Genomic DNA, 11,217 nt, shown 5'->3' with positions numbered 1-11,217 from the left:
CCCGCCGCCACGGTCCGCGGCGGGCCCGCCGTCCCGCCGGCGGCCCTGGACGCTGTTGCTCGCCCTGCCCGCCGCAATTCTGCTGTGGCCGGTGGCGGTGCCGGCGATCTGGGCCGTGCGGGCCCGGCGACGACGGCGCGGGGCGGTCACCAATGCCGAGCGCGAGGTCCGGGACCGCTTGCGCGCCCACGGCGTGACGGTGACCCGGGCGATGACCCTGCGTGACCTCGCCGAGATAGTCCCACGGGTGGCGACCGACCTGCGCCGGCTGGGTGAGGTGATCGACCGGGCCGCTTGGTCGGGCGCCGAGCCCTCGGCCGACGACCACCGCGCGGCCTGGTCGGCCGTCTACGGCATCCGACTCGGCCTGGCCGACCCCGCCCTCAAGGCCCGCTTGCGCGCAGTGACGACCCTGCGCGGGCTCTGAGGCAACCCGCCTTTGTCGAGGCGCAAGAAGCGGGTGAGACCGCATCAGGGATCGGATGCACGGATCACCGGTGGTAGCTCAGGTTCACGGCCAGCACGGTCACCGCGGTGAAGAAGAACACGGCCCATCCCGCGAGCCGGCGGGAACCGACTCGCAGGTGAGCGACGAGCGCACCGAGGAAGTACAACACGAGGCCGGCGGCAGCAAGTGTCCCCAGCAGGGGAACGGCGAACCCGGCCAGCAAACCCAACGAGCCTGCCGCCAGCAACACGCCCAGCAGCGGAACCCAGGATCGTGGCACGCGCTTCATATCCGCCTGAGCCTTGGGATAGTCGTGGCCGATCAGGTAAGTGACGGCGGCGATGCCGTTGAAGACCGAGGCGAGAATGGTGATCGTGACGTAAGCGGCGAACATGAACGCTCCATGGTGGTGGTCTGCGGTACGGACGAACCCGCCCCGCGGAATGTGACGTCGCTGCGACGCCCCACCACAGGCGGCGGTGTGCCGTTCAGGCTCGGCGGGTGCGGACGAGCGCCAGTCCACCGAGCACGATGGCGATCAGCCCGAACGCCAGCGCTGCGAAGCCGCCGACGATGCCGTTGCCGGTACCGGGGCCGCCGTCGGCGGTGGAGACCACCAGGCCACCCACGACCATGCCGGTCGCTCCGCCTACCAGAGCGACGGTCGTTGCGCGTATTCCGCCGCGACCGGTGGAGCGGGTCAAGGCCAGTACACCGGTGATCGCTGCGGCAAGTGCCACCACCGTGGCGGCGGTGGCGACGATTCGGTCGACCGTCAGGGTGCCCGCGCTGACGGTGGACGCGGCGAACAGGTAGTCAACGGGCATGTCGTCTCTCCTCATCTCACGTGGCGGCTGCCGTTCTCAATCCTGTCCGGTGTGTCCGCGCCGGTCATCGTCCCGGCGTGGGCACTCGACGCTGCCGCACGCGCGGGATCCCGCTACTGCGGATGCGGGTACGCGCCGAAGATCTACCGCATGCGCGGTAGCCGCCGCTGCTTCGCTCGTACGAGTCGTCCGGATCCGCACACGTCGGCGAACGGAGGGGTCTGCCCTGACCGGAGAAGGAGACCGGCACCCGCACCGCGGTCACGTTGCCGCGGAAGTCGGTGTCCTCCGCCCGGCCGGTCGGTGAGAGCCGGCACCGACGCTACGCCGATCCGGTCAGCGGCTGAACTTCTCGATCGCCTCGGGGGTCACCGGGGTGAAGAAGTTGACCAGGTTGCCGTCGGGGTCGCGGAAGAGCAGGGCGCGGTTACCCCAGGGCATGGTCGTGGGTTCGTTCACGAAGTCCTCTACCGCATTCCTCAGCTTCTCGTAGAGCGTGTCCACGTCGTCCACGAGGAACTCGATGATCACGGTGTGGTTGTCGGCCGGGCGGGCCGAGCCGGGTGCGAACAGCGGGACCGTGCGGGTGCTGCCGATCGCCAGCGTGCCGTGGGTGGTGCGTAACTCGGCGAAGTCCTCGTTGCCCCAGGCCGCCCGCACGCCCGTGATGTTCTCGTAGAAGTCGACCAGGCGGTTGATGTCGCCGGTGATGATGCGGATCGAGACGAAGTCCATGTCTTCTCCCTGCTCGGTACGGTCGTGTTGGAGACGAGACCCATGTTGGACCGAATACTGGACAGAACTGGTCCAGTATTCGAATAGAGTTCGGGCCGTGGCCCGACCGACAGCTCAGGTCCTCACGCTGCTGGAGCTCCTGCAGTCCGGCGGCGTCCGGACGATGGCCGAACTTGCCGGGCGCCTGGGCGTCGAACCGCGTACGGTGCGGCGCTACGTGGGTCATCTGGTCGACCTCGAGGTGCCGGTCGAATCGGTGCGGGGTCGCTACGGCGGATATCGGCTCGCCGCCGGATATCGTCTGCCGCCGCTGATGCTCAGTGACGACGAAGCCCTGGCCGTCCTGCTCGGCCTGGTTGCCGGCCGACGCGCCGGGTTGGCGACGGCAACGGGTACGGCGGGCGAGACGGCCGCCGCGAAGATTCGTCGCGTCCTGCCGCCGAGGATCGCGGATCGGCTGGACACCGTACTTGAATCCCTCGCTTTCACCGCCGAACCCGGCGAATTCCCTGCGCCGCAGACAGGTGTATTGCTCACCGTCGCCGACGCGGTCCGCCATCACCGGCCGATCTCGCTCCAATACACCTCGAGTGACGGCCGGCGGAGCGCTCGCGTGCTGTATCCGTTCGGGCTGGTCAACCATGCCGGCCGGTGGTACGTCACCGGGGCCGATCCGGAGGGCGGCGAGGAGCGGACCTTCCGGCTCGACCGCATCGCGGACGCGAGAACACTTCCTGGCTCGTTCGAGCCGCCGCCCGCCGGAAACGATCCGGCAAGGCGCCTTCTCACCTCGATGGCACAGGCGCCGTACCGGCACGCGGTGACGCTGCGGATACAAGGAACCCTCGAGCAGATCCGCACACGGCTACCGGCCAGCGTCGCCGAGGTGCGAGGGGACGAGAACGAAGGCTGGCAGTCCGTGGAGATCCGGGCCGAAAGTCTCGACTGGCTGCCCGCCGTGCTCGCGGCGCTGGACCTGCCGTTCGTCATCGAACGCCCGGACGAGCTCCGCGACCGTGTCATCGCGCTCGCCGACCGGCTGGCGGCCTCGGCACGGACGCAGTCGTAGCCATCCTGGGCTCATTGCTCTCGGCGCGACCCCGCCGCCGCACACCCTCGGCCTGCCCAGCGAGCCCTACCCGCCGGGAGCTGCACCATGCTTGAGAACAACGAGCAGCCTCGGCTCCCGCCGGGCGCTCCGAACCATCCAAGCCCGAGCGGCCGAGCTGGGCGACATCGCCGGGGGTACAGCTTCGAGGAGATCGCCGAGCGGGCACTGGCCGGCGAGCACCTCGCTCCGGAGCCGGTCCCGCTGAACCAACGGTGGCCCCCGCGTTACCGGGTAGGCCCCGCCCCACACGTCTCCGCTACTGGCCCAGAAGCGGGCGCGGTCGGCTACGTGCTGTTGGACCAGGCTCGGCTGGACAACACCAGGCGATATCCGTCGGGATCCTCCACCGTGACACCCCATCGGTCCCAGTACGCGCCCTGGGTGACCCGTCGACCGCCGGCCCGCTCGAGCCTGGCGACGAGGGAATCGTCGACCGGTGCGGACAGGTACAGCACGAGTAGGTCTTCGGCCGTCGGTGATGGTGAGGCCTTGAGGTTCGGTCCTCCGACGAGTTCGAGATGCCACGACGCCTGTGGCCAGCCGAGGATGACCAGGTCATGCTCGTCGGGCGACTCGGCCTCCGCGCGGAAGAGCACCTGCAATCCGAGCCCTTGTGCGTAGAAGCGTTCGGTGGCCGCCAGGTCGGTGCTGGGGCGGGCGATGCGGATCGCCGCCGTTGGTTCGATCATTCGAGACTCCGTTCCCTCGATCGACGATCACCATGCAACCTCACCCAGACTTGAGGTCAAGATGCCACAGCGGCTGCCGCCAAGCAGAGCAGGGAAACTACGAGTCCGGCCGGGTGTCGAGCGAAGGTGAATCGTCCGTAAGCCGAACGTGCTTCCGCCACCGGTAGTGGCGCCATGCAGCGGCGGTGACGGCTACGGCGAAGAGCAGCGCGGTGGTGCCCTTCCAGGCACGTTCGAACCAGGATCTGTCAGTGCCGAACGCCGAATCGCCGGCCGTCATCAGCCATAGCCCCACCCACGCCCACTGTCGGCCGCGTGGCCGGGAGAATCTGTTGGGCGGGTCGCGGAGAGCGACGAGAACAGCGGCTGCGGCGCCGACAACGAAGACGACCGGCGCTCCGAAGCGCCAGAGGGCCTCCCACAGCGACATGAGTCGATCATGGCACCTCGTCGGCTTGCCTCGCCAGAGCGACCGCACCTACCGCGGAGTGCACGGGACAGCCGTCACCTTGGCCTCGCCGGTCGGCTCGGTGGCGCCGAGATGCACGCGCCACCGCGGCTGCAAGGGCAACGTGTGCGCCGATAGTTGACGCAGTGCCGAAGGGCGAAGGACGCCTCAATTAGGCTGGCGTGCGTGGGGTCTACCGGAGCACACGTCACCGCCGAGCAGGTTCCTGCGCTCTTGCTCGCTGCGCTTGCGTCACTGTCGGAGGAGTGGGGCGAGGTTGCTGACGCCAACGCCGACCCGGGTTCACCCGGTGGTCGTCTTGGCTACCTGGACGCGGCATGGGTCGTTGGCCACCTCGCCGACCGCCTCGCAGCCGGCGACACGAGCGAGTTCGATGCCGCCTTCGACTACATCGAGCATCTGATCCTGCATGGCGACGCGTACGTCTCTGAGCTGGGCGTGATCGGCTATCTCGAAGGCATGCAGATGCATACCGTCACCTCGCGGGGCGTTGAGCCCGAGGCGTTCCGCCCTTGGCTCCGCCCGCTGTCGGCGAAGTACTGGGAAGCGATCAACAGGTTCTGGGAACTCGGTACGCCCATCCCCAACATTCAGCCTGGCTGACTGACGCGACGTACGGTCATGCCGCCGAGCAGGCGGGCAGCTGGCAAGCCGTCACGCTCGGCCTGTCGCGATTCAACCGCCGGCTGCAGCCGGCCCGCCACAGCCTCGACCCGCCGGTGTCCCGCCGCACCGCGGTACCACGCCATGACCACCTCGGGCGTCGACGTAGCGCGCCGACGGCCCGGTCCCGGGTCAGGGGCCGCAGGAGCGCCGGCCGAGGCGCGCGGTTAATCGGTGGACGGGTGCCGTCGGTGGCGGTACCGTGCTCCCCGACCGTGGTCCGGCCCGAGGAGGTGAGCACCGTGAACGTTGTAGCGAAGTGGGTGCTCCCCACCCCCGTCACGGTCGGGCGTCTGCGCTAGGTGCCGCCCGGGAGCGTCCCCATGGGATCTCCCGAAAGGTGACACTGATGAACACACTCGTCATCACGCGAGTCGCCGAGCGGCAGTGGCATGCCCTCGACGACGACCTCGTAGTCGGCCGAGGCGACACGTCGCCCCGGCCCGACGGCCGCCTCTTCCTCAGCGTCGACGCCTGGCACGACTCGGTCTTCGAGCGGCTCGTCGCGGTCATGCTGGCCGCGCTGCCCCGGCCGCTGTACACGGTCGTGGACGAGGCCGACCTCCACCTGACCGCCCGCTGGCGGCAGGCCGGTCTGACCACCCGGCGCCGGGAATGGGAGTACGTCATGGCGTCCGGCTCTGTCCCCGTCCCGTCGCCGCGGGGCGTGACGACGCTGCCCATCGGCACCGCGGAGCTGCGCCCGTTGCGCCGCCTCGACCGCGCGATTCACGCCGAGATCGAGTCCTCCGTCGGCTGGGATCAGATGCCGGCGGCGGTACTGTCCCGGCCGCTCGATCCGGCCCGGTACGTGGTCGCCGCTGCGGCCGACGCGTACGTGGGCCTGGCCCGGCTGGCGCCGCTGCCGAGGCACACCCGGGTCGGCCTCATCGCCGTACGGGCCGACCATCGCCGCCGCGGCATCGGCCGGGCGCTGCTGGCGGAGGTACTGCGGGCGACCCACGAGCGCGGGGTGGCGACGGTCTCGGCGGAGGTCCACGAGGCCAACACAGCGGCGATCGCCTTGGTCGAAGCGGCCGGCGCGCGCCGGCACGGCAGCAACCTCGAACTGGTGATCCGGTGATGGTCAAGGCGACCGACGGTATCCAGGTCGAGGGCACCGTGGTGGAGTGCCTGCGCAACGCCAACTTCCGCGTCGAGCTGACCAATGGCCACGTCGTCCTGGCCCACATCAGCGGCAAGATCCGCAAGAACTACATCAAGATCCTGCCGTTCGACCGGGTCCTCGTGGAGCTCAGCCAGTACGACCTGACCCGGGGGCGGATCCTCTTCCGGTACCGCAACTAGTTCTTGGCTGCTGCGTCTCGAACGAGGAACGGCGCCGGTTTCCCGGCGCCGTTCCTCTTGTTGTGGGTGATGAGATCCCGGCCCCGGTGGCGGCGTTGAACGGGTGGTGTGTGTGGGCGGCAGGACGCTGCTCCAAGGAGAACTCGACGGCCGGGCTGGACGGCCGTGGTCGCGCTCTCAGGTCACGCGATCGGGGACTCGGCGGCCGGCCGACACGTTGATCACCACCAGCGCCACCAGCAGGGCGGCCAGCAGTTCCATCGTCGCCGGGGCCAATGGTGCGACCAGCGCCAGCACCGCGGCCAGCGGGAACACCACTTTCATCGGCCCGCTCTGGTGCGGCCGGATGTGCAGCAGCCAGACGAAGAACAGGTAGACCGCCACCGGCACGGCGATCGCATACCCGGCCAGCACCGAGGAGATCTCGGTGTGCCCGGTGGCCTTGTCCACCGCCACGCCCAGGCCCGCGCCTACCGCGGCCGCCGAGGCGAAGACGAAGTAGTGGCCGTAGCCCCACATCATCGAGGTCCGCAGCGAGGACAGCAGGTTGTGCGCCGACCGGTCGAAATACAGCCACCACAGCGCGAAGACCACCACCAGCCCAGCCACGGCCAGCCGGATCAGCGCGCCGGTGTGCTCGCTGCCCTCGTCCAGCCCGCCGCGGAAGGCGATCGTGGCCGCCGACACCGACTCGCCCAGCACGATCAGCGTGAACAGGCCGTACCGCTCGGCGATGTGGTGCGGGTGATAGCTGGTCGGGCCGCCGGGCGCGCGCTCGGCCCAGATCGGCACCACCAGCTCCAGCACCACCAGCAGATGGAAGATCGGCAGGAACGACCAGGACTCGGGGACGGCCAGCCGGAGCAGCCACAGCATCTGGACGGCGGACACGCCGATCGCGTAGCGCAGGGCGGTCGGCCGGCGCTGCGGATCGGACTTCGCGGCGCGCAGCCACTGGGCGACCATCGCGAGCCGCATGATCACGTACCCGATGGTGATCACGCGGAAGTCGTTGTGCTCGAACGCCTGGTCCACCCCGGCGGCCAGCAACAGCGCACCGGAGATCTGCACGAACGTGGTGATGCGGTAGACGTCGTCGTCGGTGTCGTAGGCCGAGGCGAACCAGGTGAAGTTCATCCAGGCCCACCAGATGGCGAAGAAGACCACCAGGTAGCCGCCGAGGCCATGCCCCACCTGGTGCTCGGCGATGCTGTGGTGCAGCGGGGCGGCGGCCTGCGACACGGCCACAACGAAGCACAGGTCGAAGAAGAGCTCGAGCGGGGTGGAGACGCGGAATCGCTCGTCGGAGGAGCGGCCCACCATCGGCGCGAGGAACCGGCGCCTCGGCTCAGACATCGGCCAGGCCGTCGATCAAATTCCAGCTGAGCAGGGTGCACGCTTCCTCGGCGGCGCCGGCCCGGCGGTAGGTGACCGGCGCGGCGTCGTTGTCCACTTCGGTACCGGCCCACCTGCCGTAACAGCCGTTGCGCCGGGCGATCACCGCGAGCTCGGCTACCAGCCGTGCGCCGATGTCTCGCAGGCGGGCGGCCGGCACGACGCCGAGCTCGTGGAGGAACATCTCGGTGCCAGGGTCCGGGTGGGTCATCCCGACCGGCCGGCCGCCATCGTCGTATGCGAAAAGCAGGTGATGCCCCGGCTGCGCGAGGAATCGCCCGGTGGCCGCCTCGATCGGCGGCTCATCAAAGAGTGGCGCCACGGCGAACACGGCGGCACCGCTCAAGATCCGTTCGATGCGCATGCCGAGCACTTTAGGGGCCGTTGGTCACAGGGCGGTCATGCTGCGATGGGTGACGATCCACTCCGTTGATCGCATGCTGCCGATCGCAGTCGTGAGGTCGCCTGCGCGTCGAAGGAACTGGGCGAAGGGCAGGGTCGGGGCTACCGTGCGTATTCGACATGCAGCTCGGCATATGGCCGGCGCCGATCAGGGTAGTGCCAGCTTCTGCCCATGCCGATCTCGGCGCAGCAGTGCGTTCCCGGTGTGCGGGCGCGATGAGCCGGGCACTCCTCGGCCAAGCCGCGAACCTGGTCGGCCTCCAGCTCGAACGCCTCACGGCTGCCGGTGAGCACCAACGTGTCGGCGGCGATGGCCCAGCGAAGATGATCCCGGAACTCCCGATGCCTGGTCCGCCGGTGATCAACGATGGGTCGCAACGGCAACGCGTCACCGGGCAGGACGACGGTGTGCGGCCTGCCGGTGCCCAACCGTGCGCGGACCTGCTTCCACCGGGACGGCGGGAACGCGAGACGGTGGTGCAGCAGCACCAGGTCGAGCGGGCGCCCACACAGGTGATGCGCTGAGAGCTCCGCGCGGCGTAGCGGGAGGTAGACGATCGTGTACGGCGACCGGGCGGCCAGGCCCCAAGCCTGCGCGAACATCATCGCGGTCCTCTTGTCGAGGCAGAACTGAGCCCCGAGGCGGCCCTCGTAGAGACCGGCGAACCTCGGCGCCGTGGCCGGGCGGACGACCCGGTACTGATGGCGGCCGAGCTGGACGGTGCTGACCATCACCGGCCATTTCCGTCCACCCACCAGTTGACCCACTCCAGCACACCCCTCGGACGTTCGCCGGCTCGACCCGCATTGTCACCGGACCCGGCACGAATGGCGACGGAGTTTCGACGGTGCGCCGGTTGTGCGGGCCGCCGGTACCGCGGGCGCTGACCGTCGCGCTGGTCACGATCGTGACGAGGCCGGCGGTGACCGCGGGTGCTCAGCACCACGCACGGCGGCCGGTGCCCTCTCCACACAGTCGTCGGGCTGGCGGGTTTAGGTGGTTTTTCAGGGGTATACCGGTCTGCAGACGGGCGGGCTATTGGATACGGAGGCTGCCCGTGACTCGCCGGTAACCCGAGAAGCGGGAAGCACCGGTCGGACCAGTCGCGGCGGCTCGGCCGCGGACTCGGCTGGATGAGTCTCGCTCTGGGCCTGGCAGAGCTGGCGGCATCGGACAAATGTCTGGGCGTGGACCCGTGTGGTGGGCGACGCGATGGACCTGAACCGCGCTGGGATGGCCCGCGCCCACCGCGGAGGGCCTCGCCGTGACCGGCGCTATCGCCGGGACTACCGCGATCGACGGGCTGGCCGCCGTACAGGCCAGCCGACGGAAGGACATCGGCCTCATGCCGGCGCTGCGGGGCGCACACAAAGGAGGATCCATGGAACTGACAGCCACGACAACCATTCGCAAACCCGCGTCGGAGGTGTACGCGTTCTGGCGCGATCTGGAGAACCTGCCGAGGTTCATGACGCACCTGGAGGAGGTCCGCGCCACCGGTGAACGAACGAGTCATTGGACGGCCGGCGCTCCGTTCGGCAAGAACGTCGGGTGGGACGCGGAAATCCTCGAGGAGGTGCCCGGCGAGAGGATCGCGTGGCGCTCCACCGGCAACGCCGACGTACCCAACGCCGGCAACGTCCGTCTCCAGCCGGCCCCTGACGGTGTGGGCACCGAGATACACGTCGTCCTGGTGTACGACATTCCGGGCGGCACGATCGGCAAGGCAGTCGCCAGGTACTTCGGCGAGGAACCGCACCAGCAACTCGACGATGACCTGCGCCGGCTCAAGCAGGTGCTGGAAACCGGCGAGGTGGTCCGGTCCGACGGTGCCCCGTGGGGCAAACGGGCACGCAAGGAGTTCCCGCAGCGTCCGGCGCAACCGCTGTCGGACGACGAACTGGCGAAGGGAGCGGACGCATGAGGGCGAACACCTGGGCGGGCCGAAACAAGGTCGAAGTCCGTGACGTGCCGGACCCCAAGATCCTGAACAACCGCGACGCCATCGTCCGGATCACCTCCACCGCGATCTGCGGCTCCGACCTGCACCTGGTCAACGGCTACGTACCCACGATGCAGGACGGCGACGTCATGGGTCACGAGTTCATGGGCGAGGTGATCGAGGTCGGCTCCGGCATCGATCCCGGTCGGCTGCGGGTCGGGGACCGAGTCGTCGTGCCGTTCCCGATCGCCTGCGGCGCGTGTGCCGCCTGCGCCGCCGAGCTGTACTCCTGCTGCGAGAACTCCAATCCCAACGCCGGGATCGCGGAGAAGATGTTCGGCCACCCGGTCGCCGGGATCTTCGGCTACTCGCATCTGACCGGCGGGTTCGCCGGCGGCCAGGCCCAGTACGCGCGGGTGCCGTTCGCCGACGTCGGCCCACTCAAGATCGAGTCCGATCTGAGCGACGAACAGGTGCTGTTCCTCTCCGACATCCTGCCCACCGGCTACATGGGCGCCGAGATGTGCGACATCCAGCCCAGCGACGTGGTGGCGGTGTGGGGCGCCGGCCCGGTCGGCCAGTTCGCCATGGACAGCGCCCGGGTCCTCGGCGCCGCAAAGGTCATCGCCATCGACAAGGAGCCCTATCGGCTGGAGATGGCCGAACAAGCAGGCCACACCCCGGTCAACTTCGACGAGGTCGACGTCCGGTCGACGCTGCTGGAACTGACCGGCGGGCGGGGACCGGACAAGTGCATCGACGCGGTCGGCCTGGAAGCCACCCACGGCAGCGCGCACATCGCCGCCTACGACCACCTCAAGCAGGCCGTACGCTCGGAAACCGACCGCCCGCACGCCCTGCGCCAAGCGATCCTGTCGTGCCGTAGCGGCGGCGTGGTCTCCGTGATCGGCGTCTACGGCGGCCTGCTCGACAAGTTCCCCGCCGGCGCGTGGATGAACCGGTCGCTGACCCTGCGCACCGGCCAATGCCACGTCCAGCGCTACATGAAACCGCTGCTGCAGCGCATCGAACGCGGCGAGATCGACCCGACCCGGATCATCACCCACACCCTGCCGCTCGACGACGCGGAACACGGCTTCGACATCTTCAAGAACAAGCAGGACAACTGCGAAAAGGTCGTCCTCAAACCGTGACCGCTATCCCTTCTCCGGCCACCGCGACGAGCACGGCGGCCGGAGAAGGCACCTGTTCACCGAGCCTCAGGGG

15 protein-coding genes are annotated in these 11,217 nt (G+C 69.2%); 7 read left to right on the top strand and 8 right to left on the bottom strand.

Translation table 11 applies throughout. The features are described 5' to 3' along the window. The coding region (locus tag AB0F10_RS18990) for a DUF4129 domain-containing protein (protein ID WP_360626181.1) at nt 1–427 on the top strand (427 nt) is incomplete at its 5' end. A 64-nt stretch (nt 428–491) separates the two neighbouring features. Here AB0F10_RS18990 and AB0F10_RS18985 read toward each other — a convergent pair. The 3 genes from AB0F10_RS18985 to AB0F10_RS18975 all read right to left on the bottom strand — a co-directional run bounded on the left by AB0F10_RS18985 (nt 492) and on the right by AB0F10_RS18975 (nt 2,010). Continuing rightward, the gene (locus AB0F10_RS18985) at nt 492–842 is read right to left on the bottom strand and encodes a DoxX family protein (protein ID WP_360626178.1); all 351 of its coding nucleotides are present in this window, start codon (nt 840–842) and stop codon (nt 492–494) included. 94 nt (nt 843–936) lie between these two features. After that, nucleotides 937–1,275, bottom strand: coding sequence for a DUF6223 family protein (locus AB0F10_RS18980; RefSeq protein WP_360626175.1), 339 nt, complete (start codon nt 1,273–1,275; stop codon nt 937–939). 336 nt (nt 1,276–1,611) lie between these two features. After that, on the bottom strand, nt 1,612–2,010 hold the full coding sequence (locus tag AB0F10_RS18975) for a VOC family protein (protein WP_360626172.1): 399 nt from the start codon (nt 2,008–2,010) through the stop codon (nt 1,612–1,614). 97 nt (nt 2,011–2,107) lie between these two features. On the opposite strand from AB0F10_RS18975, the gene AB0F10_RS18970 reads away from it, so the two are divergent. Further along, complete coding sequence (locus AB0F10_RS18970; protein ID WP_360626193.1) at nt 2,108–3,079, top strand: YafY family protein; 972 nt, start codon at nt 2,108–2,110, stop codon at nt 3,077–3,079. Nucleotides 3,080–3,405: 326 nt separating this feature from the next. On the opposite strand, the gene AB0F10_RS18965 is transcribed toward AB0F10_RS18970, so the two are convergent. Then, on the bottom strand, nt 3,406–3,810 hold the full coding sequence (locus AB0F10_RS18965) for a VOC family protein (protein WP_360626169.1): 405 nt from the start codon (nt 3,808–3,810) through the stop codon (nt 3,406–3,408). 97 nt (nt 3,811–3,907) lie between these two features. After that, on the bottom strand, nt 3,908–4,240 hold the full coding sequence (locus AB0F10_RS18960; RefSeq protein WP_360626166.1) for a hypothetical protein: 333 nt from the start codon (nt 4,238–4,240) through the stop codon (nt 3,908–3,910). 204 nt (nt 4,241–4,444) lie between these two features. On the opposite strand from AB0F10_RS18960, the gene AB0F10_RS18955 reads away from it, so the two are divergent. The 3 genes from AB0F10_RS18955 (at nt 4,445) to infA (ending at nt 6,250) form a co-directional block, all read left to right on the top strand. After that, a complete protein-coding gene (locus AB0F10_RS18955; protein ID WP_360626163.1) occupies nt 4,445–4,882 on the top strand; it encodes a hypothetical protein in 438 nt (145 codons plus the stop codon). Between the two features lie 409 nt (nt 4,883–5,291). Beyond that, on the top strand, nt 5,292–6,026 hold the full coding sequence (locus AB0F10_RS18950) for a GNAT family N-acetyltransferase (RefSeq protein WP_360626160.1): 735 nt from the start codon (nt 5,292–5,294) through the stop codon (nt 6,024–6,026). Beyond that, complete coding sequence (gene infA, locus AB0F10_RS18945) at nt 6,026–6,250, top strand: translation initiation factor IF-1 (RefSeq protein WP_360626190.1); 225 nt, start codon at nt 6,026–6,028, stop codon at nt 6,248–6,250. The genes AB0F10_RS18950 and infA overlap by 1 nt, the downstream gene beginning before the upstream one ends. Nucleotides 6,251–6,427: 177 nt before the next feature. On the opposite strand, the gene AB0F10_RS18940 is transcribed toward infA, so the two are convergent. From AB0F10_RS18940 to AB0F10_RS18930, 3 genes are all read right to left on the bottom strand, one after another. Continuing rightward, the gene (locus AB0F10_RS18940) at nt 6,428–7,606 is read right to left on the bottom strand and encodes a low temperature requirement protein A (protein WP_360626157.1); all 1,179 of its coding nucleotides are present in this window, start codon (nt 7,604–7,606) and stop codon (nt 6,428–6,430) included. Next, nucleotides 7,599–8,009: a GNAT family N-acetyltransferase gene (locus tag AB0F10_RS18935; RefSeq protein WP_360626154.1), complete on the bottom strand. Its 411-nt coding sequence runs from the start codon at nt 8,007–8,009 to the stop codon at nt 7,599–7,601. Before AB0F10_RS18935 ends, AB0F10_RS18940 begins: the two co-directional genes overlap by 8 nt. Before the next feature lie 140 nt (nt 8,010–8,149). Then, nucleotides 8,150–8,782, bottom strand: a complete 633-nt coding sequence (locus tag AB0F10_RS18930; protein ID WP_360626151.1) for a hypothetical protein — start codon at nt 8,780–8,782, stop codon at nt 8,150–8,152. A gap of 611 nt (nt 8,783–9,393) precedes the next feature. Here AB0F10_RS18930 and AB0F10_RS18925 point away from each other — a divergent pair. Next, nucleotides 9,394–9,972: an SRPBCC family protein gene (locus AB0F10_RS18925; RefSeq protein WP_360626148.1), complete on the top strand. Its 579-nt coding sequence runs from the start codon at nt 9,394–9,396 to the stop codon at nt 9,970–9,972. Next, nucleotides 9,969–11,144 carry a zinc-dependent alcohol dehydrogenase gene (locus tag AB0F10_RS18920; RefSeq protein WP_360626145.1) on the top strand — a complete coding sequence of 392 codons (1,176 nt, stop codon included), beginning with the start codon at nt 9,969–9,971 and terminating at the stop codon, nt 11,142–11,144. The genes AB0F10_RS18925 and AB0F10_RS18920 overlap by 4 nt, the downstream gene beginning before the upstream one ends. Nucleotides 11,145–11,217 lie beyond the last annotated feature (73 nt).

The sequence above is a fragment of the Actinoplanes sp. NPDC026623 genome (assembly GCF_040638275.1).
Classification (GTDB): Bacteria; Actinomycetota; Actinomycetes; order Mycobacteriales; family Micromonosporaceae; genus Actinoplanes.
Note: the sequence above shows the minus strand (reverse complement) of the source record. Positions and strands in the feature narration are given on the sequence as shown.